Origin of the sequence: Sphingomonas aracearum, from assembly GCF_003345355.1 — a bacterium.
In the GTDB taxonomy this organism is placed as follows: Bacteria; Pseudomonadota; Alphaproteobacteria; order Sphingomonadales; family Sphingomonadaceae; genus Sphingomonas; species Sphingomonas aracearum.
This window is the reverse complement of sequence record NZ_QQNB01000005.1, coordinates 73,614-99,493: the sequence shown is the minus strand read 5'-3', so window position 1 is coordinate 99,493 and position 25,880 is coordinate 73,614. Positions and strand designations below refer to the sequence as shown.

27 protein-coding genes are annotated in these 25,880 nt (G+C 64.5%); 15 read left to right on the top strand and 12 right to left on the bottom strand.

Annotation, left to right across the window (positions count from 1 at the left end):
* Nucleotides 1-4: 4 nt before the first annotated feature.
* The 4 genes from DVW87_RS16930 to DVW87_RS16915 all read left to right on the top strand — a co-directional run bounded on the left by DVW87_RS16930 (nucleotide 5) and on the right by DVW87_RS16915 (nucleotide 3,765).
* The gene (locus tag DVW87_RS16930; protein ID WP_239017979.1) at nucleotides 5-571 is read left to right on the top strand and encodes a c-type cytochrome; all 567 of its coding nucleotides are present in this window, start codon (nucleotides 5-7) and stop codon (nucleotides 569-571) included.
* Between the two features lie 25 nt (nucleotides 572-596).
* Complete coding sequence (locus DVW87_RS16925; protein ID WP_114688981.1) at nucleotides 597-1,349, top strand: PepSY domain-containing protein; 753 nt, start codon at nucleotides 597-599, stop codon at nucleotides 1,347-1,349.
* Nucleotides 1,349-1,939, top strand: a complete 591-nt coding sequence (locus DVW87_RS16920; protein ID WP_220149845.1) for a DUF305 domain-containing protein — start codon at nucleotides 1,349-1,351, stop codon at nucleotides 1,937-1,939. Before DVW87_RS16925 ends, DVW87_RS16920 begins: the two co-directional genes overlap by 1 nt.
* Nucleotides 1,940-2,379: 440 nt before the next feature.
* Nucleotides 2,380-3,765, top strand: a complete 1,386-nt coding sequence (locus DVW87_RS16915; RefSeq protein WP_181814887.1) for a calcium-binding protein — start codon at nucleotides 2,380-2,382, stop codon at nucleotides 3,763-3,765.
* Nucleotides 3,766-3,867: 102 nt separating this feature from the next.
* Here DVW87_RS16915 and DVW87_RS16910 read toward each other — a convergent pair whose 3' ends face one another.
* Entirely contained in the window at nucleotides 3,868-4,242 is a 375-nt protein-coding gene (locus tag DVW87_RS16910; protein ID WP_114688979.1) for a DUF305 domain-containing protein, read from the bottom strand.
* Nucleotides 4,243-4,517: 275 nt separating this feature from the next.
* On the opposite strand from DVW87_RS16910, the gene DVW87_RS16905 reads away from it, so the two are divergent.
* The 5 genes from DVW87_RS16905 (at nucleotide 4,518) to DVW87_RS16880 (ending at nucleotide 11,934) form a co-directional block, all read left to right on the top strand.
* Nucleotides 4,518-4,958, top strand: coding sequence for a DUF411 domain-containing protein (locus DVW87_RS16905; protein ID WP_114688978.1), 441 nt, complete (start codon nucleotides 4,518-4,520; stop codon nucleotides 4,956-4,958).
* A 1,072-nt stretch (nucleotides 4,959-6,030) separates the two neighbouring features.
* The gene (locus DVW87_RS16895; RefSeq protein ID WP_476712797.1) at nucleotides 6,031-7,008 is read left to right on the top strand and encodes a TolC family protein; all 978 of its coding nucleotides are present in this window, start codon (nucleotides 6,031-6,033) and stop codon (nucleotides 7,006-7,008) included.
* Nucleotides 7,005-8,474, top strand: a complete 1,470-nt coding sequence (locus DVW87_RS16890; RefSeq protein ID WP_114688975.1) for an efflux RND transporter periplasmic adaptor subunit — start codon at nucleotides 7,005-7,007, stop codon at nucleotides 8,472-8,474. Before DVW87_RS16895 ends, DVW87_RS16890 begins: the two co-directional genes overlap by 4 nt.
* A complete protein-coding gene (locus tag DVW87_RS16885; RefSeq protein WP_114688974.1) occupies nucleotides 8,471-11,611 on the top strand; it encodes an efflux RND transporter permease subunit in 3,141 nt (1,046 codons plus the stop codon). Before DVW87_RS16890 ends, DVW87_RS16885 begins: the two co-directional genes overlap by 4 nt.
* Nucleotides 11,608-11,934: a copper-binding protein gene (locus tag DVW87_RS16880; protein WP_114688973.1), complete on the top strand. Its 327-nt coding sequence runs from the start codon at nucleotides 11,608-11,610 to the stop codon at nucleotides 11,932-11,934. Before DVW87_RS16885 ends, DVW87_RS16880 begins: the two co-directional genes overlap by 4 nt.
* Nucleotides 11,935-11,991: 57 nt before the next feature.
* Here the strand turns inward: DVW87_RS16880 and DVW87_RS16875 are convergent, their stop codons facing one another.
* The gene (locus DVW87_RS16875) at nucleotides 11,992-12,759 is read right to left on the bottom strand and encodes a MauE/DoxX family redox-associated membrane protein (RefSeq protein ID WP_114688972.1); all 768 of its coding nucleotides are present in this window, start codon (nucleotides 12,757-12,759) and stop codon (nucleotides 11,992-11,994) included.
* 63 nt (nucleotides 12,760-12,822) lie between these two features.
* Here DVW87_RS16875 and DVW87_RS16870 point away from each other — a divergent pair, with 63 nt between their 5' ends.
* The gene (locus tag DVW87_RS16870) at nucleotides 12,823-13,230 is read left to right on the top strand and encodes a MerR family DNA-binding protein (RefSeq protein WP_114688971.1); all 408 of its coding nucleotides are present in this window, start codon (nucleotides 12,823-12,825) and stop codon (nucleotides 13,228-13,230) included.
* A gap of 3 nt (nucleotides 13,231-13,233) precedes the next feature.
* On the opposite strand, the gene arsH is transcribed toward DVW87_RS16870, so the two are convergent.
* From arsH to DVW87_RS16840, 6 genes are read right to left on the bottom strand one after another with little or no spacing between them, the layout of a single operon-like run.
* Nucleotides 13,234-13,974 (bottom strand): arsenical resistance protein ArsH, encoded by a 741-nt coding sequence (gene arsH / locus DVW87_RS16865; RefSeq protein ID WP_114688970.1) that lies wholly within the window; start codon nucleotides 13,972-13,974, stop codon nucleotides 13,234-13,236.
* On the bottom strand, nucleotides 13,974-14,408 hold the full coding sequence (gene arsN2 / locus DVW87_RS16860; RefSeq protein ID WP_239017977.1) for an arsenic resistance N-acetyltransferase ArsN2: 435 nt from the start codon (nucleotides 14,406-14,408) through the stop codon (nucleotides 13,974-13,976). The genes arsH and arsN2 overlap by 1 nt, the downstream gene beginning before the upstream one ends.
* Nucleotides 14,405-15,691, bottom strand: coding sequence for an arsenic transporter (locus DVW87_RS16855; RefSeq protein ID WP_114688969.1), 1,287 nt, complete (start codon nucleotides 15,689-15,691; stop codon nucleotides 14,405-14,407). Before DVW87_RS16855 ends, arsN2 begins: the two co-directional genes overlap by 4 nt.
* Nucleotides 15,691-16,119, bottom strand: a complete 429-nt coding sequence (gene arsC, locus DVW87_RS16850; protein ID WP_114688968.1) for an arsenate reductase (glutaredoxin) — start codon at nucleotides 16,117-16,119, stop codon at nucleotides 15,691-15,693. The genes DVW87_RS16855 and arsC overlap by 1 nt, the downstream gene beginning before the upstream one ends.
* Nucleotides 16,120-16,130: 11 nt before the next feature.
* Nucleotides 16,131-16,463, bottom strand: coding sequence for an ArsR/SmtB family transcription factor (locus DVW87_RS16845; RefSeq protein ID WP_114688967.1), 333 nt, complete (start codon nucleotides 16,461-16,463; stop codon nucleotides 16,131-16,133).
* Between the two features lie 60 nt (nucleotides 16,464-16,523).
* A complete protein-coding gene (locus tag DVW87_RS16840) occupies nucleotides 16,524-17,099 on the bottom strand; it encodes a recombinase family protein (protein WP_114688966.1) in 576 nt (191 codons plus the stop codon).
* Nucleotides 17,100-17,195: 96 nt separating this feature from the next.
* Here DVW87_RS16840 and DVW87_RS16835 point away from each other — a divergent pair, with 96 nt between their 5' ends.
* Complete coding sequence (locus tag DVW87_RS16835) at nucleotides 17,196-18,722, top strand: transposase (protein WP_239017976.1); 1,527 nt, start codon at nucleotides 17,196-17,198, stop codon at nucleotides 18,720-18,722.
* 23 nt (nucleotides 18,723-18,745) lie between these two features.
* Here DVW87_RS16835 and DVW87_RS16830 read toward each other — a convergent pair whose 3' ends face one another.
* From DVW87_RS16830 to DVW87_RS16815, 4 genes are all read right to left on the bottom strand, one after another.
* Nucleotides 18,746-19,390, bottom strand: coding sequence for a recombinase family protein (locus DVW87_RS16830; protein ID WP_114688965.1), 645 nt, complete (start codon nucleotides 19,388-19,390; stop codon nucleotides 18,746-18,748).
* Nucleotides 19,391-19,674: 284 nt separating this feature from the next.
* The gene (locus DVW87_RS16825; protein WP_114688964.1) at nucleotides 19,675-19,962 is read right to left on the bottom strand and encodes a hypothetical protein; all 288 of its coding nucleotides are present in this window, start codon (nucleotides 19,960-19,962) and stop codon (nucleotides 19,675-19,677) included.
* 284 nt (nucleotides 19,963-20,246) lie between these two features.
* Nucleotides 20,247-20,759: an MgtC/SapB family protein gene (locus DVW87_RS16820; protein ID WP_114688963.1), complete on the bottom strand. Its 513-nt coding sequence runs from the start codon at nucleotides 20,757-20,759 to the stop codon at nucleotides 20,247-20,249.
* A complete protein-coding gene (locus DVW87_RS16815) occupies nucleotides 20,756-21,823 on the bottom strand; it encodes a molybdopterin-dependent oxidoreductase (protein ID WP_114688962.1) in 1,068 nt (355 codons plus the stop codon). Before DVW87_RS16815 ends, DVW87_RS16820 begins: the two co-directional genes overlap by 4 nt.
* A gap of 146 nt (nucleotides 21,824-21,969) precedes the next feature.
* On the opposite strand from DVW87_RS16815, the gene DVW87_RS16810 reads away from it, so the two are divergent.
* From DVW87_RS16810 to DVW87_RS16795, 4 genes are all read left to right on the top strand, one after another.
* Nucleotides 21,970-22,842, top strand: coding sequence for a LysR family transcriptional regulator (locus tag DVW87_RS16810; RefSeq protein WP_114688961.1), 873 nt, complete (start codon nucleotides 21,970-21,972; stop codon nucleotides 22,840-22,842).
* Nucleotides 22,839-23,990, top strand: a complete 1,152-nt coding sequence (locus DVW87_RS16805; RefSeq protein WP_114688960.1) for a TDT family transporter — start codon at nucleotides 22,839-22,841, stop codon at nucleotides 23,988-23,990. The genes DVW87_RS16810 and DVW87_RS16805 overlap by 4 nt, the downstream gene beginning before the upstream one ends.
* Nucleotides 23,991-24,078: 88 nt before the next feature.
* Nucleotides 24,079-25,314, top strand: coding sequence for a molybdopterin-dependent oxidoreductase (locus DVW87_RS16800; RefSeq protein WP_114688959.1), 1,236 nt, complete (start codon nucleotides 24,079-24,081; stop codon nucleotides 25,312-25,314).
* A 12-nt stretch (nucleotides 25,315-25,326) separates the two neighbouring features.
* Entirely contained in the window at nucleotides 25,327-25,809 is a 483-nt protein-coding gene (locus tag DVW87_RS16795) for a c-type cytochrome (protein ID WP_021224435.1), read from the top strand.
* Nucleotides 25,810-25,880 lie beyond the last annotated feature (71 nt).

The window sequence follows — 25,880 nt, the reverse complement described above, 5'->3', positions numbered from 1 at the left end:
TGGCATGCTGCGACGGCACCTGCCGAGCTTGTCCTTTGTCGCCGTGCTGACAACGCTGGTAGCCATAGGCGCGGCAGTGTTCATCTACCTCGGCGTCTATGATGTTGCGGCGGATCAGCCGCACACGCGACCGGTCTTTGCACTGCTCGAGACGCTGCGGGATCGCTCGATCACTGTGCGTGCGCGTGGCATCAAGCCCCCACCCGATCTTGACGCCCCCGAGCGCGTCCGGATCGGCGCCGGACTTTACGGTGAGATGTGCTCTGGCTGTCACCTCGGTCCAGGCGTTGAGCAAAGCGAGATGAGCCAGGGTCTTTACCCGCGCGCGCCCGAGCTGGCCAAAGCCGAGCATACGCACGATCCGGCGGAGGCCTTTTGGACGATCAAGCACGGGGTAAAGCTCAGCGCTATGCCCGCTTGGGGGAAAACCCATTCTGATCCGCTGATCTGGGACATGGTAGCGTTCGTGCGCAAGCTCCCGGGGATGACGCCTGAACAGTACAAGTCGCTGGTCGCGAGCGCACCTGCCGACCACGACGAGATGATGAAGGATATGCCGGGCATGAAATGAGCCCGGCACGGATGGAGAGCCGACCCTGAGAAGCACCAAACTTCGGCTGCACCTTCTTGCGAGCCGCACTCACAAGTGGCTCGCGATCATCGTCGGTGCGCAGCTCCTCTTATGGTTCATGAGTGGCGCGTTGATGAGCTTCTTGCCCATCGATCGTGTGCATGGAGATCACCTGGTGGACCGCAAGGCCGTCGCGTCCCTGCCTGGCGGCGTCGTGCTCGCGTCGCCCTCAGCGATCATCGCGGCGAGTGGAACGCCGATCAACTCCGTGACCTACCGCATGTGGCTTGGCCGCCCAGTGGCCGAGGTGGCGACGGCTGAAGGGGCGCGGCTATTCGATGCGAGGACGGGGATACTGTTACCCGCCCCGACCGCAGCCCAGGTCCAGGCTGTCGCAAGGACAGCTTGGCGCGGCGAAGGCAGACCGAGGGCGACGGTGGAGCTGATCAAGCGCGCCAGCGCCGAGTATCGCGGCCCGCTTCCCGCCTGGCGGGTGACGTTCACGGATCCGGATTCCACCCGTGTCTTCGTCACGGCCGACACTGGCCGGATTGTGGCGGTGAGGACCGGCACGTGGCGGCTCTACGACTTCTTCTGGGGCCTCCATATCATGGATTGGAAGAACCACGAGGACTTCAACACGCCGTGGCTCCTAGGGTTCGCGCTCGGTGGCCTCGCCCTTTGGCTTGGCGGCGCCGTGCTTCTCTACATGCGTTGGCCGAAGCGGTCGCGTCGTAACGCCGGGGGGCAAACCCGTCTTCAGCAAGGGAATGCGTGATGGATCACAACGACGATAAAATGAACATGGGCATGGGCTATGGCCGGTTCGCAGCGATGATCGCGACCTCCACGGTCGTGATGTTCGGCCTCATGTACGTCAACGTCTATGCGCTCGGTCACATCGAATTTAGCCAAACGCGGTTCTGGATGGCGTTCGTCATGGGCTCGACGATGGCGCTCATCATGGTCGGCTTCATGTGGTCGATGTACAGAAACAAGCGAACCAACGCCTTCATCCTGGGTGGAAGCGTCGTGGTGTTCGCCGCAGCGCTCTGGCTGGTCCGCAGCCAGGAAACGGTTGACGACGTTTCTTACATGAAGGCGATGATCCCGCACCATTCGATCGCGATCCTGACCAGCGAGCGGGCACACATCAAGGACCCCGAGGTCCGCAAACTTGCTGATGGCATCATCGACGCTCAGGTGCGCGAGATCACGCAGATGAAGCGAATGATCGCCAAACTCGAGGCGCAACCAACGCCTGACGGTGCGCCGGACCTGCCGTCCTATCGCGACAAGGGCGTTGCTCCTCCGCCACCTGAAACGGACGAAAGCACCGGCATCAATAGCCTTCAGCCGATGCGCTGAACGGGTCCGCTCCGGGGCAACCAACGCTGTCGCGTGAGGCTGGGGCGGCGGCCGTCCGGGATAGGACGGGCGCCGCTCTCCGCTGGCAAGCGGCCAGGGTTGATGGGCGTGCGCCCTCCCCTTTCCCGTGAATTTTGCATGGCCGATGAGGGTTGGACCCTCGGGCCGCGTATAAGGTTTTGAGCGCGAACGTGAGGGATAGGGACCTTCTCGCGCGCTAGATGGAAGAGATTACGACCCGCCGTAAAGACTAGGCGGGCGGGCGTGACCACTTGTATTCAGCCGCCGCGAAGGACCTCTGCTAAGGCTTGAAACTTATATTGGTATAGTCTGCGATGCCTGCTGTCTGGCAGCGCTCGGAGGAACTGTAAGACCTTCGGGGTATTCTGTGAATCGCGCTTCTTTGAAAGATGTGGGCGCACCAATACGGGAGACAGACGATGACTTGGAAGCAGGATCGTGGTGGTTCGCGCGTTGATCGGGTGATCGATGATTACCACCTCACTATCGGAGACGCTGGTTCCGACGTGGAACTTGGGCAAAGCGGCAAAATGAACATATCCTTCGGTCGGGGCGGCAGCGACGTGCTCACCGGCGGTGTGATCGATGACGCCTTTTGGGGCGGTCGTGGTGCCGATTTCCTGCTTGGCGGGAACGGCATGAACTATCTCGATGGGGGGGCGGGGAGCGATGTGCTGCTCGGGGGTGCAATGGACGACACGCTCAGAGGTGGGGACGAGCGCGACCTCCTCAGCGAAGGCGATGGCCATGGGGATATCGAAGGCGGCAAGGGTGACGACATCCTGATGGGCGGCCGCGGCGCCGACGCCTTCGTTGTCGACCGTGATAGCGGCAACGACATCATCTATGACTTCAAGCCTGGTCCCGGTATGTTCGACCACCTCGCGCTGCGCGACATCTCGCCTGAGGAGTTGCGCTTCGAGGAAACCGCCTTCGGAACCCGTGTGAGCTGGAATGAGGGTGCGAGTTCGGTGCTGCTGGTCGGCGTGGCCAAGAGCGAGCTGGCCCAGAACGACTTCATGTTCACCGACGATCGCTACCTTCTCCAACCCGCGGACGCGAGTGCGGACCGGTTGCAGGCCACCAGCTTCGCCAAAGAGGAAGGCGGCGACGTCTCGGCACCCGCAGCAACCGGCGCCACGGACCCGAGCGCAGCATACAGCTTTGACGACTTCGATGTGAAATACGGCTCCGCGCGGGCCGACACCTTCCAAGCCACGGGTGACCGCGACGTCTTTTTCGGCCTTGCCGGGGACGACAAGCTATTCGGCGGTGCCGGTGAGGATCACCTGGAGGGCGGCGCAGGGCGAGACGTGCTCGATGGCGGCGATGGTGGCGATATGCTCAAGGGGGGCGATGGCGCCGACAAGCTTTATGGCGGTGCCATGGCCGATGGCTTGATGGGTGAAGCCGGTAACGACACGATCTACGCGGGGGCCGGCCATGACATGATCGACGGTGGGACCGGCAACGATAGATTGAATGGCGGCGACGGAGCGGATGCTTTCGTTGTGCGCCCTGACAGTGGCAACGACATGATCTTCGGCGGTTTCGATGCCGGCCCGGGAGCGTTCGATCACATTGCGTTCGAAGACATTTTGCCGAACCAGGTAAGCGTCCAGGATCAAAGCAACGGTGTACTGGTGTCCTGGTCCACCGACACAGGCAAGGGATCGGTCCTGATCGAGGGCGTTTACGCGGCTGATATGTCGCAGGACGATTTCATGTTCAGCAGCGTCGAAGGGGGCGCGTTTGTGAACAATCCTGCGATTACGTACGCGGGCACGGATCTGCTCTTCATCTAAACGTTGTTAGGGGGCGGGATGCCGTTCCGCTTCCTTGGAATGTGGGGAGCCGGACAACTACCAGCTCCCCACTTGCCATTACCGATGGTCGGAACGGCAGATTTACATCTTCGCCCTGAGTTCGGCGAGGGATTTACGGTTCTCTGCTGCGGTCTTTCGTGCCTCAGCAAGCACCTTCGGATCCTTGGTATGATGCTGAATCAGCTCGGACATATCGATGGCGCCCTGGTGGTGCGCAGCCATGCTCTTCATCCAGGCCCGGCCGGGATCAGGGTCCATCATGCCCTGCATCATTCCCTGATTCATTTTTTGCATGACGCCCATCATCTCACGCCGGGTAGGAGTCATGTTCTGCATGTGGCTCATGTCCATGCCGGGCATGGAGTGCATGCTGCCGCCCTGTTGGGCGATTGCGACGCCGCCCGTCAGCGCGATCGCGGCTGCGGTTGCGGCCAATGTGAAGCGAGGGAGTTTCATGATAGTCCTTTCGGCTGGTAGCGCTGGTAGCGCTGGGACAACTCCGCCCAACTGGGATCGGTTTCCTATTCCCGCACCAAGCAAAAAACATTGGGAAACAGTGAGGGATGCGCCCGGGAGCCGCGTATTATAATGTCATTGCCCAATCAGACCGGCGAAGCGAGCATCTGCAAGCAACTGGGAGTAATCACAGGCTTGTTCTCCTGTCCGATAGTGCCCAGAGCTGTTGAGATAAACTGCTGTGCCGGTAAATTGGCTAACGAGGAAGTCGATTAATGCTTAAAAAGGCTGGCCTGATGGCCATAACAGTTCTCTCTCCGACGATGGCATCCGCTGCCGATATTGCCATGCACCGCGACCCAGGGTGCGGTTGCTGCGAGAAGTGGGCTGCGCAGGTGCGCCAGCAGTTCGGCCGGAAGGTTCAGATCATCGATGATGCGCGTCGCGATGTTTTCCAGCGCAAGATGGGCGTCCCTGCAGACCTCGCATCGTGCCACACGGCCATCATCGGCGGCATGGCCTTCGAGGGTCACGTTCCGATCGCCGACATGAAGCGCGCCCTGGCGACGCATCCAAAGGGCGTCACCGGCCTTGCGGTCGCCGGAATGCCGATGGGGTCACCGGGCATGAAGATGCCGGGCATGAAAGCGCAGCCCTATGACGTCGTTGCATTCGGCCCCGGCGGTAAGCGCGTCTTCGCGCGCCACGGCGGATAGTCGTTGACACCTCCAAGTTCGTGGCCGATGCTCCTAAGGTTGTGATGAGGCGCGTCTCCCTCTTTCTCCTCTTAGGAGCGCTTTTTGGCTTTCTCGGCCAACAGGCCGCGTATGCCGGAGGCCCTGCCTTCGCGCCAATGATGGAAGCGAGCCACACCATGCCGTCGGGCATAGGCTGCCCCGAGGCGCAGGAAATGCCGAAGGCGTCGCATGAGGCGCCTTGCAAAGGGCTGACGCTGGCCTGTATCGCTCAGATGGGATGTGTCATCCCGATGACGTTGCAGGATCGGCTGCCGCTAGTTACGCCACCTGCCACTGTCCCGCTCGCGCTCCATGCCGCGGCGGTCACGTTCTTGACCGGACGGGACGTGCCGCCAGAGCCAGAGCCTCCCACCGTCTGAGCTGACGAACCCGACCTAGCGCTCTCTTTCCGCCTCCGGGCGGCGAGAACCCGGTCACATATTCAGCTCGGAACGGAATTTGCTATGAACAAGATACTCGTGGCGGCTTTGTCCGCCGTTGTTGCTGTATCGTCGGCATCGGCTTCGGCTGCTACGCCGTCGCAGGGGGTCACGGGGCATTGGGAATGGCGCCCAGCACCCCAGTTCGGGCCACGCTCAACCCCGGGTCAGCGACGCGAATGGGTTGCCGACGCGGCACCCGAAACCGCGTGTGCATGCCCCACGATGAAGCACGCTCCCAAAGCCTGCATGTCGATGAAGGATGAGAAGGTCGGCTGAGCCCGCCCTCAATCCGGTTCTGAGGCGGAGCGCTCCCGTGCTCCGTCTCGGATCTTCCATTCGCGATTGAAAGAGCAACGATGCGTGCATCCATGATGCTGGCTACCGCCGCGCTATCGACGAGCGCCGCGCAGGCACAGACACTTACCTATGACCAAGCCTTACGTGAAGCGGCCGCTAATGCTCCCGGAGCGGTCGCCGAGCGCGCGGGGGTGACCGCCGCCCAAGCCGAGGCTCGTGCCGCCGGGAGCCTCCCAGACCCGCGTGTGTCGGTCGGGGTTGAGAATTATCCAGTCTCGGGCCCACCGGCCTTCTCGCTTTCGCGAGATAGCATGACGATGAAGAGGGTCGGCTTCCAGCAGGACCTTCCCAACCTCGCGAAGCGCCACGCCGCACAGGCGCAGGCGCGAGCAGCCGTCGAGACCGCGCAAGCTGCCCAGGCGACCAAGGTCCGCCAAATCCGGCTGGGTGCGGGTCAGGCGTGGATTGATCTCGCCTATGCCGCGCGACGGCTGACCGCACTCGACGGCATCATTCATTCGCTCCGTGCCCTGCCGGCGGTCGCGCGAACCGCCGTGGCATCAGGGACGGCGCGCCCAGCCCAGAGTCTAGGCATCGACCAAGCCATTGCCGGCTTGGAGGATCGGCGCGACGAGCTGGTGGCTGGGGTTGCGCGCGCGCGCGCGATGCTGGCCCGCTGGACCGGCGTACAGGCTCCGGAAACGGTTGGCGACGTGCCGGCCATCGATCTGGCGCCGGCACGGCTGCGCGCGGCGCTTGAACAGCATCCCGACATCGTTTCAGCCGATGCGGGCATCCGCCGGGCTGAAGCCGACGTGGATGCAGCGCGGGCCGAGAAGCGTCCGGACTGGGGCCTTGAAGTGGCGTATCAGCGCCGCGACCCACGCTACGGGGACATGATGTCGGCCGGGGTCACAATGAGCCTGCCGTTGTTCGCGCGCTCGCGCCAAGATCCCCGCATCGCTGCGCGTCAGTCCGCCCGAGCGCAAGCCGAGGCGGAACGCGAGGAAACGCGACGGACGCTGGCGGCCGACCTCGAAGCTGCTCTTGCGGACCATCAGATGCATCATAGCCAGTGGCAGCGGGCACAACGCGTGCTTCTACCGCTTGCGCGGGAACGGTCCGAGCTGGAGACCGCCAGCTATTCGGCCGGTCGGGCGAGCCTTACCGACGTCGTCGATGCCAAGGCATCGCTCGCGGACGCCGAGCTGACGGTGCTCGATCGGGAAGCCGAGGTCGCGTCCGATGCCATCCGCCTCACTATTGCTTTCGGGAGCGAGGATCGATGAGCGACACGACGATCAGCCGCACGCGCCTCGCAACGGCCGCGGCTGCGCTCGCCCTTGTGGCAGGCGGCATTGGCTTCGGCATCGCGCGGCTCGAACATACAGCCAGCGCGCCATCCGGGCAGACCCAGACCGATCAGCGCAAGATCCTCTACTGGTACGATCCAATGATCCCGGCCGAGCACCATGATGGTCCGGGGCTGTCGTCGATGGGGATGAAGCTGATCCCCCGCTATGCCGACGAGGGGGGCAGCGCGAACGTCGGGCCGGGCGTGACCATCGACCCGGGCAGCGTCCAGCGCCTTGGCGCTCGGATCGTGCCTGTCGAGCGCGGAACGCTCACCAACGCCGTAACCGTGACCGGCAGCATCGACTTCAATGAGCGCAACCTGGCGGTGATCCAGTCGCGCAGCGCCGCCTTCGTTCAGCGCGTCTATGCGCGTGCTCCCGGTGACGTGGTCCCCGCTGGGGCGCCTCTGGCGGATCTGCTTGTCCCCGAGTGGGCAGGTGCCCGTGCCGAATACGAGGCCGTCCGTCGCACGGGCGATGCTGCGCTGGCGCGCGCTGCGCGCCAGCGCATGGCGCTCCTCGGCATGACCGGCGCGTCGGGCGGGCGCACGACGATCCGCACGCCGATCGGCGGGGTCATCAAGACGCTGAATGTGCGGGAGGGGATGACCTTGACCATGGGGCAGACTCTCGCCGAGGTGAATGGGCTCGGGACGGTTTGGCTCAATGCGGCCGTGCCGGAAGCGACCATGGGCGGCGTGCGGGTCGGCACGCCAGTGGCCGCCACGCTTGTGGCTTTTCCAGGCGAAACCTTCGCGGGCCGCATCGCCGCAATTCTCCCCCAGGCGCAGACCGAAACCCGAACGCTCACTGTTCGCATCGAGCTTGCCAACAAGGGGGGCAGGCTCCGGCCCGGCATGTTCGCCAGCGTGAGGTTGGGCCAGGGAGCACGCGACAGGCTGCTGGTGCCGAGCGAAGCCGTGATCCGCACAGGTCGCAGAACCCTCGTCATGCTCGCCAACTCCGGCGGGCGGTTCCGACCCGCCGAGGTGCGAACCGGCGCCGAGGGCGGCGGGAAAACCGAAATCCTCGCCGGGCTCGCCGAAGGCGAGAAGGTGGTCGCGTCGGGTCAATTCCTGATCGATTCCGAGGCCAGCCTTGCAGGTCTCGAGGCGCGGCCGATTGGCGGTGACGCAACAGCGCGGCCGAAACCGCAATCAGCTCCTGCCGGTCAAGTTTACGAGACGGTCGGTCAGGTCGAGGCAATGGACGCCAGCTCGATCACTTTGTCGCATCAGCCGGTGCCGGCGATCGGGTGGCCGGCGATGACGATGACCTTCCGCGTTGCCGATCCCGCCCTGCTGCGCGGCTACAAGAAGGGAGACCGCGTCCGGTTCGGCTTCGATCAGCCCTCGGAAGGGCCGACGCTTCGCCGTATTGTGCAGGAGGGTAGCCGATGATCGCGGCGATCATCCGTTGGTCAGTTGCCAACCGCTTCCTTGTCGTGCTGGCTGTCATCGCGCTCGCGATCGCCGGTGTCGTCGCAATGCGGGCAACGCCCGTCGACGCCTTGCCCGATCTGTCGGACACACAGGTCATCATCCGGACGAGCTGGCCGGGTCAGGCGCCGCAGATCGTCGAGAACCAAGTCACCTACCCGCTGACGACCACCATGCTGTCCGTGCCTGGGACCAAGACCGTGCGGGGCTACTCCTTCTTCGGCGACAGCTACGTCTATGTGATCTTCGACGAGGGCACCGACCTGTATTGGGCGCGCTCCCGCGTGCTCGAATATCTGAGCCAGGTCCAAGGCCGGCTGCCACAAGGGGCACAAGCCGCGCTTGGTCCGGACGCTACCGGGGTTGGCTGGATCTACGAATATGCGCTGGTGGATCGCAGCGGCCGTCACGATCTGTCTCAGCTCCGGTCGCTGCAGGACTGGTTTCTGCGCTACGAACTGAAGACGCTCCCCGGCGTCGCTGAAGTGGCGAGCATCGGGGGCATGGTGAAGGAGTATCAGGTCCTTCTCGATCCGACCCGGCTTGCCGCGCTCGGCATCACTCACGCGCAGACGGTAGAAGCCATACGACGCGCCAACCAGGAAGCTGGTGGTTCGGTGCTCGAGATGGGTGGGGCCGAGTATATGGTCCGCGCATCGGGCTATCTCCGCACGCCCGACGATTTTCGCGCGATACCCCTCAAGGTTGCCGGAGCTGGCGTGCCCGTCACGTTGGGCGACGTCGCCACGGTCCAGGTCGGCCCCGAGATGCGCCGCGGGATCGCCGAGCTCGATGGCGAGGGCGAGGTCGCAGGAGGCGTAGTCGTCTTGCGTCAGGACAAGAACGCCCGCGAGACGATCGAGGCGGTCAGGACGAAGCTCGCGGAGTTGAGGCAGAGCCTCCCTCCCGGCGTGCAGATCGTCACCACCTACGACCGGTCGCAACTGATCGATCGCGCGGTGGAGAACCTGTCCGGCAAGCTCGTCGAGGAGTTCGTTGTCGTCGCCCTCGTTTGCGGGCTGTTCCTGTGGCACGTGCGATCGGCCCTGGTCGCGATCGTGACCTTGCCGCTGGGGGTGCTCGCCGCGTTGCTCGTCATGCGGGTTCAGGGGGTCAACGCCAACATCATGTCGCTGGGCGGCATCGCCATCGCGATCGGCGCGATGGTGGATGCGGCCATTGTCATGATCGAGAACGCGCATAAGCGGATCGAGCATTGGGAGCATGAGAACCCCGACCGAACGCTCGCCGGCGAGGAGCGGTGGCGGGTCATCACCGAAGCGGCTGCGGAAGTCGGTCCTGCGCTGTTCTTCAGCCTGGTCATCATCACGCTCTCGTTCGTGCCAGTCTTCACCTTAGAGGCACAGGAGGGACGGCTGTTCGCCCCACTCGCCTTCACCAAGAGCTATGCGATGGCGGCGGCCGCCATCCTGTCGGTCACGCTCGTCCCGGTGTTGATGGGCTGGCTCATCCGGGGGCGCATTCCCGCCGAGCAAGACAACGTCATCAATCGGGGCCTGACCCGCCTTTACCGCCCCGCCCTGGATCGGGTGATGGCGCGCCCTTGGGTGACGATCGCGATTGCCGCCGCAGTGCTGGCGACGACAGCGTGGCCCCTTTCCCGTCTCGGGGGCGAGTTCATCCCCTCGATGGATGAAGGCGACCTGCTTTATATGCCATCGGCGTTGCCCGGCCTCTCAGCCGCGAGCGCTTCCGAGCTGCTGCAGAGAACCGACCGGCTCATCAAAACGGTGCCGGAGGTCGCAACCGTCTTCGGAAAGGCCGGACGCGCCGAGACCGCGACAGACCCGGCGCCGTTGGAGATGTTCGAGACGACCATCCAGTTCAAGCCACGTAGCCAATGGCGGGCAGGAATGACCCCGGCGAAGCTCGTAGAGGAGCTGGACCGGACGGTACGCGTACCCGGCCTCACCAACGTCTGGGTGCCGCCCATCCGCAACCGGATCGACATGCTCGCGACCGGCATCAAAAGCCCGATCGGCGTGAAGGTGTCGGGCGCCGATCTCGCCGAGCTGGACCGGATTGCGGCCAACGTCGAGCGGATCGCCAAGACCGTCCCGGGCGTCAGTTCAGCCTTGGCGGAACGATTGACCGGGGGGCGCTATGTCGACGTGGATATCGATCGCGCGAGCGCCGCCCGGTACGGCCTCAACATCGCCGATGTGCAGGAGATCGTCTCAGGTGCGATCGGCGGGGAAACAATCGGGGAAACCGTCGAGGGTCTGGCGCGCTATCCGATCAGCGTCCGCTACCCGCGCGAGTTGCGCGACGGCCTTGAGGGACTGCGCACCCTCCCCATCGTCACCGCCACGGGTCAGCAGATCACGCTCGGCACCGTCGCTACAGTGTCGGTTGCCGAAGGGCCGCCGATGCTCAAGACCGAGAACGGTCGACCATCGACATGGGTCTACGTCGACGTCCGCGGCCGTGACCTGGCCTCCACCGTTGCCGATTTGCAGCGCGCCGTGGTGAAAGGGGTGCGGCTCAGCCCCGGCGTATCGATCGCCTATTCGGGGCAGTTCGAGTATCTCCAACGTGCCGAAAGCCGGCTGATGCTGGTCGTTCCGGCGACGCTCGCGATCATCTTCCTGCTGCTCTATATGACGTTCGGACGGCTCGACGAAGCGGCGCTCGTCATGGGCACCCTGCCCTTCGCCCTGACAGGCGGGATCTGGATCCTTTGGCTGCTCGGCTATGCGCAGTCAGTTGCGACTGGAGTGGGGTTTATCGCCCTGGCGGGTGTTTCCGCAGAGTTCGGCGTCGTGATGCTGATCTATCTGAAGCACGCCCTCGCCGAGCGCGGGCCGACGCCTTCTCGGGAACAGGTGGTCGAAGCCATTCGGGAGGGGGCGCTGTTGCGGGTTCGTCCCAAGGCGATGACGGTGGCGGTCATCATCGCGGGCCTGCTTCCCGTCCTCGTCGGGCACGGTGCCGGCTCCGAAGTCATGAGCCGTATTGCGGCGCCAATGATCGGCGGAATGCTGACTGCTCCCCTCCTCTCCATGTTCATCTTGCCTGCCGCCTACATGCTGTTGCGGCAACGAGGTCTCACCAGCGCTAAAAGGAGTGCATCATGAAAATGCCGTCTACGCTTCGGGCCGGTCTCGTCCTGCTCCTCACCCCCCTCACTGCGAACGCTATGGCCGCTCCAGCATCGCCCCCGGCTTCGGCCGCGAAGGTCGGCAAAGGCGTCGGTACGATCACGGCTCTCGACCCTCGCGGTGGCACCGTGACCATCAAGCACGGCCCGATCGGCGCAATCGGTTGGCCCGCAATGACGATGACCTTTCGTGCCTCGCCGCCTGCGCTGCTCAAGAACCTGCGGGCAGGGCAGCGGGTCGGCTTCACAGCAAAGGCACAGGGCATGAACGCTGAGGTGATAGCGATCACGCCGCAGTGATGCGGGATGGATTGCAGGTTTCCCGACGGCTGCCTTGAGCGGCAGCCGTCGGGAAGCTCAGTACGGCATCGAAAGAACGGCCGGGGCTGCCACCATCCACAGCGCCATCGCGACCATCATCACGTTCTCGGTCAGTGAAAGAAAGCCGAGAGGTACGTTGCTGTCCCCGCCGACGCAGGCGCACTTGAGTTCGCGCTTGTCGACATACACCGCCTTGATGACGGACACGGCGCCGATCGTTCCGATGACCAGTGCGATCGGGACCGAGAGCCAGGTCAGCACGCCCGCCGCCATGAGCACGCCCGCCGCACCTTCCGCGTAGGGGTAGACATAGGAATAAGGCACCCAGCGCTTGGCGAGCAGGTCGTAGTTGAGGAACATGCTCGAGAAGCTCTCCACATTCTGGAGCTTGAGCATGGCGAGTACGCACATCGAGAAGGCAATGAACCACTCGCCGGTGCGAACGGTGAACGGCGTGCCGAGCACGGCATAGCTGGCGGCGAGCGCCATCAGCGCCGTCATGGCGAACACCGCGATCACCGGTCGATAGGTGACGGCCTTAGGATCTCGCACCGCCTTGCCGAAGAAGCGACGCAGATCGTCATAGCCCCCTACCCGCTCGCCCCCGATGAAGGTCTGCGGTGTGGTCTTCACGCCGTGCTCTGCCTTGAACGCGTCGGTTTCCTCGCGAGTGCGCAGCCAGTGATCCTCGACCTCGTAACCTTGGCGGCGCAGCAGGTCCTTTGCCTTTACGCCATAAGGGCAGGTGTGTGCCGGCATCACCATCCGGTAGATCGTCGCTTTCTTGGGCGCCGCTGTCGCCATCTCACTTCTCCGTCCTGTTCGCGGAGCCTATATAGGTTCCGTACTATGGTACGGAGTCAAGGCATGTCATCGCTGACAATTGCGGGTCTCGCGCGTGAGGGGGACGTCGGTGTTGAGACCGTGCGCTACTACCAGCGCCGAGGCTTGCTCGACACGCCGGATCGGCGCGGGGGCTCTGGCTTGGCCGGGGGTATCCGGCGTTACGGGGTTGATGACGTGCGCCGCCTACGGTTCATCCGATCGGCGCAGGCAGCCGGGTTCACGCTGGAGCAGATCAGCGAATTGCTGGCCCTCGACGCCACTGACGATCGTGCGCGGGCGCGGGAGCTGGCGCGAGCGCAAATCGCCGCTCTCGACGTCCGGATCGAGGAGCTTGAGCGAGCGCGCGCGTCACTTCGCGAACTCGCGCGCGAGTGCGGAAGCGGCTCAGTCGGGCCGTGTCCGATCCTTACGGCGTTCGATCGTTCTTGAGGGTCAGCGCGCGATGGCGATGCTGGAGAGATCAGTCTGCGGATCCACGGGGATCCCTGCCTGCTTGCGCTCCGAGTAGCGGTCGACGAGCTGCGCTGCGTGGGGGCGCAAGAGGACGGTGAAACGCACCAGCTCCTCCATCACGTCCACGATGCGGTCGTAATAGCTCGACGGCTTCATGCGTCCTGCTTCGTCGAACTCCTTGTAGGCCATCGCAACCGAGGATTGGTTGGGGATGGTGAACATCCGCATCCAGCGGCCGAGCAGGCGGAGCGTGTTGACCGCGTTGAACGATTGCGATCCGCCCGACACCTGCATCACCGCTAGCGTGCGCCCCTGCGTCGGGCGCATTCCCTTCATCTCGAGCGGAAGATGATCGATCTGCGCCTTCATGATGCCGGTGATTTGGCCGTGTCGTTCCGGGCTGCACCAGACCTGGCCCTCCGACCACATAGAGAGCTCGCGCAATTCGTGGACGGCCGGATGATCGTCCCCCGCGATCTGATCGGGGAGCGGCAGAGTAGAAGGGTCGAAGATGCGCGTCTCAGCGCCGAATAGGCGCAGCAGGCGTGCCGCTTCCTCGGTTGCAAGGCGTGAGAACGAGCGCTCGCGCAAGCTGCCATAGAGCAGCAGAATGCGCGGGGGCGGCTCGGTCGGCCCCAGGCCTTCGGCAGGACGCGAGCGAATATAGGCTGGATCTAGCGCTGGCAGGATGTCGGGATCGGCGAGTGTGCGAAGCGGCATTAAAGGGCTTTCACGAGATAGGCCGCCGAAGCGGGGCAGAGCGAGGTGAACTCGCGCGAGGCGGCGATCGCCGGGGGCGCCGCGTGCCTATCGGAAGGCGCATAACCCATCGTGCTAAAGAACGGGGCCGCGGTCGTTGTCAGCAGGTGGAGCCGCTGTACGCCCAACTCACGCGCTTCCTGTTCAAGAGCCGCGATCAGTGCGCGGCCGATGCCGGCGCCCCGGCGATCCGCCAGGACTACGATGGAGCGAAGTAGACGATCGGCGCCCTCACCTTCCAAACCCCCATAGCCGACCAGGGTATCCGCATCGAACCGGAAGAAGACACGAGCAGGCTCCGTGAGATCGGCGCTCGGCAGGTTTGCATCCTCAAGGAACGACGCCAGTCCTGCCAGCTCGCTCGCTTCGAGACGTGTGACCGTCAGCGCCGTCACGCGATGTTGATCCTGATCGCGAGCGCTGCGAGCGTGATGAGCAACACCGGCACCGTCAGGGTGACACCGACCCGGAAGTAATAGCCCCATCCGATCCGCACGCCTTTCTGGCCGAGAACGTGAAGCCACAGAAGCGTCGCGAGCGATCCAATGGGCGTGAGCTTGGGACCGAGGTCGCAGCCGATCACGTTGGCGTAGATCATCGCCTCCTTGATCGCGCCCGTGGCATGGGCCGCATCGATCGACAGCGCGCCAACCAGCACGGTCGGCATATTGTTCATCACTGAGGAGAGGACGGCCGCGATCACGCCCGTTCCCAAGGCCGCACCCAAAACACCGCCTTGCGCCGTGCGATCGAGCAGCGCGGCTAGATGATCGGTCAGACCGGCGTTCCGCAGGCCATAGACCACCAGGTACATGCCGAGCGAGAAGATCACGACTTGCCACGGTGCACCGCGGAGCACCTTCCGCGTCTCGATCACGTGCCCGCGTCCGGCGATCACCAGCAACAGAACCGCGCCGGCAGAGGCAACGGCGCTGACCGGCACACCGAGCGGTTCGAGCAGGAAGAAGCCGGCGAGCAGCAGAGCGAGAACAATCCATCCGGCGCGGAAGGTCGCGGCGTCACGGACCGCTTCGCGGGGCGTGCGTAGCGCCCCCACATCGTAAGCTCCCGGTATATCACGCCGAAAGAACAGCAGCAGCGCGCCCAGCGTGGCGGCGATCGACACCAGATCGACCGGCACCATCACGGACGCATAGTCGCCAAAGCCGATGCCGAAGAAGTCGGCCGATACGATGTTGACGAGGTTCGACACGACCAGCGGCAGGCTGGCCGTGTCGGCGATGAACCCCGCCGCCATGACGAACGCTAGCGTCGCCTTGTCCTTGAAGCCGAGCGCCCGCAGCATGGCAATGACGATCGGGGTCAGGATCAGCGCCGCGCCGTCATTGGCAAACAGTGCGGACACCGCCGCGCCCAGCAGGACGATCATAACGAACAGTCGGCGACCACGCCCCCTGCCCCAGCGCGCGACATGCAGTGCCGCCCATTCGAAGAACCCGGCTTCATCCAGCAACAGGCTGATGACGATGATGGCGACAAACGCGGCCGTCGCGTTCCAGACGATGCCCCATACCACCGGCACGTCGGACAGGGTGACAACGCCCGCGAGCAGCGCCACGACGGCCCCACCCATCGCGCTCCACCCGATGCCGAGGCCCTTGGGTTGCCAAATGACGAGCGCGATCGTGGCGACGAAGATCAGGACGGCCAGGAGCATCAGGCGACGCGCTGGCCCGAAGCGTCCACTACTTGCTCACCGTCTTCCTTGGCGAACGCGGCAAGCTGGCCGCTCGGCAGCAGATCGAGGACGGCTTCGGAAGGGCGGCACAGCTTCACGCCGAGCGGCGAGACGACCAGGGGCCGGTTGATGAGGATCGGATGCGCCATCATCGCGTCCACCAACGCTTCGTCGGACAACGACGTGTCGCTCAGGCTCAGCTCTGCATAGGGCGTGCCCTTCTCGCGCAGCAGATCGCGGGGCGTAATGCCGGCGCGGTCGATCAGCTCGACCAGCAACGCGCGCGAGGGAGGCGTTTTCAGATACTCAATAACATGCGGCTCGATGCCGGCATTGCGGATCATGGCGAGGGCGTTGCGGGACGTGCCGCACTCGGGGTTGTGATAGATAACGATATCGACGGCCACGGGGCGTCCTTTCAGCAGCAGGGGGCGAGTTCGGCGACAAGCGGCGCGCACAGTTCCGCGTTGCCGCCGCAGCAATCCTTGAGGAGGAACAGCATCAGCCCGCGCAGACCGTCCAGGTCAGCGCGATAGATGATCGAGCGGCTATGCCGTTCGGATTGGACGAGACCGGCGCGGGCGAGGATACCGAGATGCGCCGACATGGTGTTCTGCGGCACGTCGAGCTGACGAGCGATGTCGCCGGCTGCCATGCCGCTTGGCTCATGCCGCACCAACAGGCGGAAGACATCGAGTCGTGTCGCTTGCGCGAGCGCGCTCAAAGCGGAGATAGCCGACTCGCTTTCCATATATCCAGCATAGCGGATATATCGCGACAGGCTAGTCGCATTGGCCCGTCATTTCGTACCTTACCCTTCCGCGACGATCGCTTCCTGTTCCGGTGCGGGAAGGTGGCGGTACAAGGTCGGCACCGAGACGCCGATCGCCGGCGCGATCTCACGCATCGGCATACCAGACGCCAAGAGTTTGCGAGCCGCCTCCAGCCGCTTGGGCGTCATCACCGTTTTTCGGCCGCCTACCCTCCCCTCACGCCGCGCCACGGCCAAGGCGGCCGTCGTGCGTTCGCGATTAAGGTCGCGCTCCATCTCCGCCATCGCGGCCATGATGTGGAAGACGAGCTTGCCGGCAGTGCCTGCCGTGTCGATCCCGTCGGTCAGGGACCGGAACCCAATGCCTCGCTCGGCCAAATCAGCGGCCAGGTCGACCAGCCCTTTCATCGTGCGGCCGAGACGATCGAGCTTCCAAACTACCAGGACATCACCAGCGCGCGCGTGCGACAGCGCATCGGCCAAGCCGACGCGGTTCGCCTTGGCGCCACTGGCCTTGTCGCTGAAGGTCCGCTCGCAGCCCGCCTCGCGCAGCGCATCGAGCTGAGGCGTCAAATCCTGTTCGGGGGTCGAGACCCGTGCGTAGCCGATCAGCATGGAAGGTTCTCAAAACTCATCTCGCGTGCCTAGCATGGGCTCCAGCAATCGAGAATGTGTTTTGATACGCCCGCATCCCCTGCTAGACGTTCTCACATGGTGGCGCGTCAAAATCGATCGGGCCTGTTGAAAAATGCCGGACATGCTGGGTTGCTCCTTCGTTTCATGGCTGCCGAAAGGAGCGTCGCTATGATGGGACCAGCCTGTCGCGGTAAGCGGGACGGGGCGTCCCGCCGCACCATAGAAGCCATGTTGCCCACAGACCACCTGCTGCGTCGCGTCGATCGATGTCTCGACATCGGCGAGTTGAGACAGGCACTGGCCGGTCACTACAGCGCAAGGGGACGGCCATCGATCGATCCCGAACTCCTCATCCGCATGGCCTTGGTCGGCCGCATTTACGCGATCACGTCCGAACGGCGCCTGTGTGAGGAGCTGCGCTACAATCTGGCCTATCGCTGGTTCTGCCGTCTCGCGCCGGGAGACAAGGTTCCGCACCACTCGACGTTCAGCAAGAACCGGCACGGTCGTTTCCGCGATGCCGACGTGTTCCGGATCCTGTTCGAAAGCACGGTCCGACGCTGCATCAGTGAAGGACTGATTGGCGGAAAAGACGCCGCGATCGATGCATCGTTCATAGCGGCTGATGCGAGCTGGCAGCGCAAGACCGTTCCTGGCTACCTGCCGTATGTCGCCAACGCGTCGCGCGCGGTTAGGGAGTGGGTGCACGACACAAGAGATGCCGTCTTTGAAATGGCGCGCTCGAAAAGCTGCCAAGGCGTCTCTCGAACGGATCCTGCCGCGGCTTGGTCGGCGCGAACGGTGCGTGGCCGGTTCGGCTACGCCCTGAATGCGCTGGTCGACACCCCGAGTGGCGTCGCTCTCGATGTGAAGGCGACACCGGCTCGGTTCGCGGAGGAAGTTGATGCGGGGCGCGTCATGCTCGAGCGATCGGCCGATCGCTTTGATTATCGTCCCAAGCGGGTTGCGGCCGACAAAGCCTATGGCAGCGCCAACTTCCTCGGCTTCGTAAGGGATCACGGCGCAATCCCGCACATTCCGGTAATCGACCGTACGCAACAGACCAAGGGCAAGCTGCCGCGAACGGCCTTCAGCTATGATCGTGACATTGACAGCTTTACCTGTCCGACCGGAAAGCCGCTCCGACATCATGCCTTCCATCTGCCCACCGGCGTACACCGTTATGCAGCCGATGCGCGTGACTGCGAGGCGTGCGTGCTTCGGAAGAAATGCACGACGGCGCGGCGTCGTACCCTGGTTCGGCTGGACGATGAGGACGTCCGCGATCTTGCCAGAGCCGAAGTGGAAACCGGGCTCTACAAGCGGTCTATGCGGTTGCGGCGCGGGGTTGAACGGTTCTTCGCTGACGCCAAGGGTAAGCATGGCATGAGGCGGCTTCACCTGCGCGGTATCCGCGGAGCGGAAGAGGAGTTCCTGATCGGCGCGGCGGTGATGAACCTGATGATCCTTGCGCGATCGAACCGACTGAACGGCAAGCCGCGTCGGGGGGTGTGCGTCCCCGCGGCCCTGACTCCGGCTGAAATCTCGGCCCGGTCGATTGAACACGACGTGATCGCCTCGCCTGCTCGACGATATGCCTGATCGCTGAGGCGCGGCGTGATCTATCACGCGGCTTGCAGCCGTTCTTTGCGGTATGGCACACCGTCGAGCAGTGCCTGGCCCGGTGCCTTGGGCGTGCCGTCACCGTTCACGTACATATAGAGTGTCGTCGTCGTCATCCCGAGACGGCGCGCGACATCGGCTGCGATCGCGTTGCGATCGGACATGGCGGCCATCGCCATCGCCAGCGTTGCCTTGTCCATCTTGCGGGGTCGCCCTCCCATGCGCCCCCGCGCGCGTGCCGCGGCAAGGCCGGCCTGTGTGCGCTCGGCGATCAACTCGCGCTCGAACTCTGCAAAAGCGGCGAAGATGCCAAAGGCCAGGCGGCCGTTGGCGGTGGTGGTGTCAATCTGCGCGCCGGCGCCGGTCAGCACCTTCAACCCAATACCGCGCTCACGCAGCGCCTCGGCGGTGATGACCAAATGCCTCAGGTCGCGTCCGAGGCGATCCAGTTTCCAGAGCACCAGTGTATTGCCGGGCTGCAATGCCTTGAGACAGGCAGTCAGGCCGGGACGTGCATCATGACGACCCGACGCGAGATCCTCATAAATGCGCGAGGCATCGACGCCTGCGGCGAGCAGCGCATCGCGCTGCAGTGCCAGCGTCTGCGATCCGTCAGCCTTGGACACCCTCACATATCCGATGAGCATCGCCACTCCGCCAGAAAAGATATCTGACACCCTGCAATGTGCTGGTGGTTTCCGCAACGGGTATCCCGACCACAAGGCAGGGGGGACGAGGCAAAAACAGCAATCGCCAGAAAACCGGTCGTTTTTCTGGCACGCGCATTGGGATTCCCGTTTCTTCGTTACCAACGGCCAGTCTAGGGAGAAGGCAATCGGGAACACATTTCGTGAAAACAGCACCCTCCTTGCCGTCCAGCGTTCCGTTCTGCCGTCAGTCGTCCCGATCATCCTTTGTTTTCGCGATGCCCTCAATCCTTGGGAGGTTTGGCGAGCCGGTCGAGTAATTCGTTCAGCAACAGGCATTCGCCCGGCGTAAGCACCTCGGCGCTACCAAGGTGGGCGCGCAGCCCTACCGCCAACGACACCAGATCGGCTTGGTCTTGGTCGGGCGGGTTGGTGATGATAAATGCGATCACGCTGTCTCGTATTACGGACGATAGCTGAGGGTCGCGTTCCTCCTCGGGGATTGCGAGCAATGTCGTCACCGCGCCGACCCCGACCGCATGGATCAACGCCACCGCGCGTTCCACGGGCATCCGCAGCCGTGCTGCTCTAGGTGTTTAGTCCCGGCATCTGGTGGATCGGGTCGACGATGAACCGGTCTGGCTCTGACGTCCAGGATGAGGGGTCCTTTTTCGACGCCGATCACCCCGCTACCGGGGTCCCTTTTGCACGCCGATCCACAGTGGTGGGCGAGCGCCCCGCTTCCGAGCCGCATCCGATCGCCGACGAGGTCCGGCGCCAGGCCGATGCGGCGCTGGTGTCCTGATTGCACCTTGCCGCTTCCCGACGCCGACAGGCACCGGGCGATCCAGCGGGATCACGGCTTGCGCTCGACGTCCTTCCTGTCGGCCTCGGCCGGCGTCAGGCGAGCCCGCTCGCGGATGCGGCGTTCCAGCGGCGCACCGACGAACAGGACGAGCATTGCAAGGCTCACCCCGCCGATGATGAGCGGCCACACTGCCAACCCCGCTGCCGCGCCGATCGTGGCCGTCACCCAGATGCACGCGGCGGTCGCCAATCCATGCACTTCCTGACCCTGGCCGACCCGCAGCACCGCGCCGGCACCGATGAAACCGACGCCTGTCAGAATGCCCTGCATCGCCCGCCCTGCGGCGTCGGCGTTTACATTTGGCAGGCCACTATGCACGACCGCCTGCACGGCGATGCAGCTCGCCAGACCGACCAGACCCAGCGTTCGCAAGCCCATGATCTGCCGGTTCTCGCGCGAGCGTTCCCAGCCGAGCACCATCCCGGCCGCGGTCGCCACCACCAGCCGCCCGATCGCATCGATCCAGAAGCCGATGTCCGATGCCGCTGACGCTTCGATCATTCGACCAGCACGTGGACGTGATGCCAGGCAGTGCACAGATAGCCGGCGAAGTTCCACATCGTGTCCGGCCGTTCGGGCTGTCCCTGTCCAGCCCCGTCGAAGGCGCGCACGACAAGGTGCTGGCGACCTTTGGCAAGCGTGGCGTCGAGGGTCCAGCGCCGCCAACCCCAGTGCGTCTCCGGATCATCGGCGAACGTCGCCTGTTGCCACTCGCGACCACCGTTTACCGACACTTCGACCCGAGAGACGCGGCGATCATAGGCGATGGCATAGCCCTCGATCCGCACCTCCCCGGCCGGCAGGCTTTCGCCAGAGCCGGGCACGCAGATCGCGGCGTTGAGCGGCATGGCATTGATGGTCAGACCCCGGCTCCAGTCGACGGTGTCGCTCGTCACATCGGCGGGAAACAGCTTGTAGTCGTGCGCCTGGATCGGTGCGTCGGAAGGCATGTCTCGCACCTCGATCCGTGTCAGCCATTTGGCGCTGCGCACGCCGGCATAGCCCGGCACCACCATGCGGAGCGGTGCGCCGTGTTCGGGCGTCAGCGGCTCGCCGTTCATCGCCCAGACGAGGAGGACGTCGGGCTGCCGCGCCTTGCTCATGGCGATCGATACCCCGAACAAGGCTTCCTCGCCCTCCACGTCCACCTCGTCCGCGCCGGTGAACGCCACGAACAGGTCGGACGCATCAGGTGCGCCGACCGCATCGAGCACATCGGCCAGGCGTACGCCGGTCCACTCTGCATTGCCGATCGCGCCGACATCCCAAGGATCACCCGACGTTTTTCCGACCTGCTGGAGGTCAGTGCGCCGGTTGCCGGCGCACTGGAGAACTGCCGTCACCGTCCGCGTGGGGAACGTAGCTTTCAGTTCCTCTACCGAGAAAGAGCGGCTCGCCATGCCCGTCCCGCTCACCTCGATCCGATGATTGGCGGGCAGATCCGGCACTGGCCCGTGGCTGCGCACGTAGAACAGCGCCTGCGGCGTCAGGAACCGCTCGATCAACGCACCGGGCGTCGGCTCGGCGTTGTAGGGATCGGAATTGCGCGCGATCATATTGGTCATGGACGATCAAACGTCGCAGGCCCGCCTAACGCTTCAAGTCTTCGAGACCATCGCAGACGAAAGGCTGCCGATCATTCCGATATCCAGATTGGAATGACCATATCAAACGGTTGGTCGTATCGATCTAAGTACGCGATATATGCTGCATGACCCTGGAGCAGCTCAGAATCTTCGTCGGTGTCGCGGAGCGCGAACACGTCACCAAGGCAGCGGAGGCGCTGAACGTCACGCAGTCCGCTGCCTCCGGCGCGGTTGCGGCCCTCGAAGCGCGCTACGGCGTTCCGCTGTTCCACCGCGTCGGGCGTGGCATCCAGCTGACCGAGGTGGGCCGCGGCTTTCTGGAGGAAGCGCGCGCGGTGCTGGGGCGGGCAGCGCATGCCGAGACGATGCTCGCGGACTATGCCGGGCTTGCGCGTGGTTCGTTGCGGATCGTCGCTAGCCAGACGATCGCGAGCTACTGGTTGCCGGCAAAGCTCGCCGCCTTCCACGAACGCCACCCGCAGATCGCGGTTGAGCTCGCGATCGACAACACCGAAGGCGCGGCAGCGCAGGTGCTGAGCGGCGCGGCGGAACTCGGCTTTGTCGAGGGCGAGGTGGACGAACCGGCACTCGCCCACTGGAACGTCGGGCGTGATCCGATGGTGCTGGTCGGCCGCGAGGACGCCGAACGTGTCGACGAGGCCTGGCTGCGCACTGAACGCTGGATCGTCCGTGAGCTGGGATCGGGTACGCGCTCGACCTTCGAGGACGTGCTGCGAACGCGCGGGTTTGATCCGGCCCAGCTGACGATAGCGATGACGCTGCCGTCCAACGAGGCGGTGCGCACCGCCGTCGAGGCGGGTGCCGGCGTTGCCGTCTTGTCGCGATTGGTCGTCGCGCGCGCGCTCAAGGCCGGTGACCTTGTCGAGCTGCCGCTCGGGCTGCCCGACCGCGCCTTTCACGCGCTGCGCCACAAGGAACGCTATCGCACCCGCGCGGCCGACGCGCTGACGGACCTCATCAAGGAGCAGGTCGCATGACTGCCGACACGCACTCCGTTCTCAGCGGCCTCAAGCCGCTCAGCCGGCTCGATCATCCCCGCGAGATGATCCGTCAGTTCACGCCCAACTGGTTCGCCGCGACGATGGGCACGGGCATCCTTGCCCTCGCGCTGCCGCAGGTGCCCGGCATCGGGCCTTCGCTTAAACCCGTCGGCGAGGTGTTGTGGTTCTTCAATATCGCACTCTTCGCGCTGTTCGCCGGCCTTTATGGTGCGCGCTGGGCGATGTTCGGGCACGAGGCGCGGCGCATCTTCGGGCATAACACCGTGTCGATGTTCATCGGCACCATCCCGATGGCCCTCGCGACGATCATCAACGGCTGCCTCGCCTTCGGCATCGCACGGTTCGGGAATGGCATCGTACCGGTCGCACACGTCCTGTGGTGGATCGACGTCGCCATGTCGCTCGCCTGTGGCGTCCTGATCCCGTACATGATGTTCACCCGTCACGAGCACAGCCTGGACGGCATGACCGCGGTATGGCTGCTGCCGGTCGTCGCTGCCGAAGTGGCGGGCGCCAGCGGCGGGCTGCTCGCGCCGCATCTGACCGATCCTCACGCGCAGCTAGTCACGCTTGCGACCTCCTATGTGCTGTGGGCCTATTCGGTGCCGGTCGCGTTCGGCATCCTCGCCATCCTCATCCTGCGCATGGCGCTCCACAAGCTGCCGCATGAGAGCATGGCGGCGTCCTCCTGGCTGGCGCTGGGACCGATCGGCACGGGTGCTCTGGGCATGCTGGTGCTCGGGGCGGACGCGCCGGCGATCCTCGCGGCGCACGGGCTGGCCGGTGTCGGTACCGTCGCGGAAGGGATCGGCGTTGTGGCCGGACTCTGCCTGTGGGGCTTCGGCCTGTGGTGGCTGGCGCTCGCGACGCTCATCACCATCCGCTACTGGCGCGCCGGCGTCCCGTTCAACCTGGGCTGGTGGGGCTATACCTTTCCGCTCGGCGTCTACACCGTCGCCACCTTCCGCCTAGGCACGACGCTGAACCTCGGTTTCTTCGGTTTCGTCGGCACGGTGCTGACAGTCGCGCTTGCGGCGATGTGGCTGCTCGTCGGCGCCAAGACGCTGGCCGGCGCATGGCGCGGCAACCTGTTCGTCTCACCCTGCATCGCCACCCCGAACTGATCCGCCATGATGATCGGATCAGTCGGTCCGATCACTTGCGAAACGCCCCTCGATCCGCCAGCGTGGCTGGCCACAGGAGAGCCTTGTCATGGACAATTTCGACGCCGGACTGGCGAGTGAGACCAGCCGTCGCCGCTTTCTCAGGCATGCCGCGCTCGGTACCGCCGGCCTTGCCGCCGCGCCGGCACTGGCGCAGCAGCTCGTCGACCTGAAGCTGCCTGGCGGCAATGCCGAACGGCCGATGACCAGCGCCTTTCCCGGCAAGGGCAGCATGATCCTCCAGCGTGTCCATCCGCCCTTGCTGGAAACGCCGATGGACGTGTTCGACAAGTCGGTGTTCACGCCCAACGACCAGTTCTTCGTCCGCTGGCACTGGGCCGACATCCCGACCTCGATCGATGTCGAGACTTTCCGCCTCAACGTCTTCGGCCACGTCAACCGACCGCTGTCGATCAGCCTCGCCCAGCTGCTGCGCCTGCCGCGGGTCGAGATGGCGGCGGTCAACCAATGCTCGGGAAACAGCCGTGGGCTGTTCCAGCCACGTGTTGCCGGCGCGCAATGGGGCAACGGCGCGATGGGCAATGCCAAATGGCTCGGTGTGCGCCTGCGCGACGTGCTCGACCTCGCCGGGGTCAAGACAGGCGCGGTGCAGGTGCGCTTCGGTGCGCTCGATCAACCGGTCGTGGCGGGCGCCCCTGACTTTGAGAAGGCGCTCGACATCGACCATGCCCGCGACGGCGAAGTGATGATCGCCTTCGGCATGAACGGCGAGCAGCTGCCGCTCCTCAATGGCTTTCCCTGCCGGCTGATCGTGCCGGGCTGGTACTCGACCTATTGGGTCAAGATGCTGAACTCGATCGAGGTACTGCCCGGCCCCGACGACCAGTATTGGATGGCCAAGGCCTACAAGATCCCCGCGACGCCGGGCGCGAATGTCGCGCCCGGCGCCAGAGACTTCCCGACTGTCCCCATCAACCGCATGATCCCGCGCAGCTGGATGACCAGCCTGCCCGATGGCCAGACGATAGCCTATGAGGCATCGATCCCGGTCGGCGGCATCGCGATGGGCGGCGACTGCGGCGTCGCCAAGGTCGATGTATCGTCGGACGGAGGCCGCACCTGGTACAGGACGACGCTCGGAGCGGACGAGGGCAGGTACAGCTTCCGTCGGTGGGATGGTCGCGTGCCGCTGCGACGCGGTGCCAACCCGATCATGGTGCGCTGCTGGAACACCAACGGTGTCGCCCAGCCGATGAAGCCGATCTGGAACCCGGGCGGGTACATGCGCGGCAATATCGAGACCACCACCATCATCGCGGCCTGAGGAGCGAGTAGCATGAAGACCCCGTCTCCCGGCATCATGGCCGCTGGCCTGATCGGCCTGACCGGCATTATCCTCGTCTCGATCGGGGCGCCGAGCAGCCGCAAGGCGCCTGCCCCGATCTCCGAGACATCCGAGCCGGCACCGCCCACCAGCGTCTCAGCCCGCGGCTTTTCGCTCGCCTCGACCAGCGTCGACCTGCCGGTCGATGACGCTACCTACCCCGATGGTCCGCACGCCGACGTCATCAACGCCAACTGCACTTCGTGCCACTCGGCCAGCATGGCGCTAACTCAGCCTGCGCTATCGGCGGACCAGTGGAAGGCGACCGTCACCAAGATGCGTGAGGTGTACAAGGCGCCGGTGGCCGAGAAGGACGTTGACGCGATCGTTGCTTATCTCACCGCTATGCCGAGCCAGAAAGCGGCACCCGCAACCGGCAAGGCACAGGATCCCGACCCCAAGGTGGCTCCTGATGTCTCAGGTGGAACCGGATAAGCAAACCTCTCGCATAATCTAAAAAGGCGATTTCGACAGACGATCGGCAGCCTTCAGTAGGACTTTTTCAA

Coding starts and splice junctions, on each gene's coding strand:
- DVW87_RS16930 (WP_239017979.1), top strand. CDS start 5: ATGCTGCGACGGCACCTGCCGAGCTTGTCCTTTGTCGCCGTGCTGACA.
- DVW87_RS16920 (WP_220149845.1), top strand. CDS start 1,349: ATGGATCACAACGACGATAAAATGAACATGGGCATGGGCTATGGCCGG.
- DVW87_RS16915 (WP_181814887.1), top strand. CDS start 2,380: ATGACTTGGAAGCAGGATCGTGGTGGTTCGCGCGTTGATCGGGTGATC.
- DVW87_RS16910 (WP_114688979.1), bottom strand. CDS start 4,242: ATGAAACTCCCTCGCTTCACATTGGCCGCAACCGCAGCCGCGATCGCG.
- DVW87_RS16905 (WP_114688978.1), top strand. CDS start 4,518: ATGCTTAAAAAGGCTGGCCTGATGGCCATAACAGTTCTCTCTCCGACG.
- DVW87_RS16895 (WP_476712797.1), top strand. CDS start 6,031: ATGACGATGAAGAGGGTCGGCTTCCAGCAGGACCTTCCCAACCTCGCG.
- DVW87_RS16890 (WP_114688975.1), top strand. CDS start 7,005: ATGAGCGACACGACGATCAGCCGCACGCGCCTCGCAACGGCCGCGGCT.
- DVW87_RS16885 (WP_114688974.1), top strand. CDS start 8,471: ATGATCGCGGCGATCATCCGTTGGTCAGTTGCCAACCGCTTCCTTGTC.
- DVW87_RS16880 (WP_114688973.1), top strand. CDS start 11,608: ATGAAAATGCCGTCTACGCTTCGGGCCGGTCTCGTCCTGCTCCTCACC.
- DVW87_RS16875 (WP_114688972.1), bottom strand. CDS start 12,759: ATGGCGACAGCGGCGCCCAAGAAAGCGACGATCTACCGGATGGTGATG.
- DVW87_RS16870 (WP_114688971.1), top strand. CDS start 12,823: ATGTCATCGCTGACAATTGCGGGTCTCGCGCGTGAGGGGGACGTCGGT.
- arsH (WP_114688970.1), bottom strand. CDS start 13,974: ATGCCGCTTCGCACACTCGCCGATCCCGACATCCTGCCAGCGCTAGAT.
- DVW87_RS16855 (WP_114688969.1), bottom strand. CDS start 15,691: ATGCTCCTGGCCGTCCTGATCTTCGTCGCCACGATCGCGCTCGTCATT.
- DVW87_RS16845 (WP_114688967.1), bottom strand. CDS start 16,463: ATGGAAAGCGAGTCGGCTATCTCCGCTTTGAGCGCGCTCGCGCAAGCG.
- DVW87_RS16840 (WP_114688966.1), bottom strand. CDS start 17,099: ATGCTGATCGGCTACGCACGGGTCTCGACCCCCGAACAGGATTTGACG.
- DVW87_RS16835 (WP_239017976.1), top strand. CDS start 17,196: ATGGTGGCGCGTCAAAATCGATCGGGCCTGTTGAAAAATGCCGGACAT.
- DVW87_RS16830 (WP_114688965.1), bottom strand. CDS start 19,390: ATGCTCATCGGATATGTGAGGGTGTCCAAGGCTGACGGATCGCAGACG.
- DVW87_RS16825 (WP_114688964.1), bottom strand. CDS start 19,962: ATGCCCGTGGAACGCGCGGTGGCGTTGATCCATGCGGTCGGGGTCGGC.
- DVW87_RS16820 (WP_114688963.1), bottom strand. CDS start 20,759: ATGATCGAAGCGTCAGCGGCATCGGACATCGGCTTCTGGATCGATGCG.
- DVW87_RS16815 (WP_114688962.1), bottom strand. CDS start 21,823: ATGACCAATATGATCGCGCGCAATTCCGATCCCTACAACGCCGAGCCG.
- DVW87_RS16810 (WP_114688961.1), top strand. CDS start 21,970: ATGACCCTGGAGCAGCTCAGAATCTTCGTCGGTGTCGCGGAGCGCGAA.
- DVW87_RS16805 (WP_114688960.1), top strand. CDS start 22,839: ATGACTGCCGACACGCACTCCGTTCTCAGCGGCCTCAAGCCGCTCAGC.
- DVW87_RS16800 (WP_114688959.1), top strand. CDS start 24,079: ATGGACAATTTCGACGCCGGACTGGCGAGTGAGACCAGCCGTCGCCGC.
- DVW87_RS16795 (WP_021224435.1), top strand. CDS start 25,327: ATGAAGACCCCGTCTCCCGGCATCATGGCCGCTGGCCTGATCGGCCTG.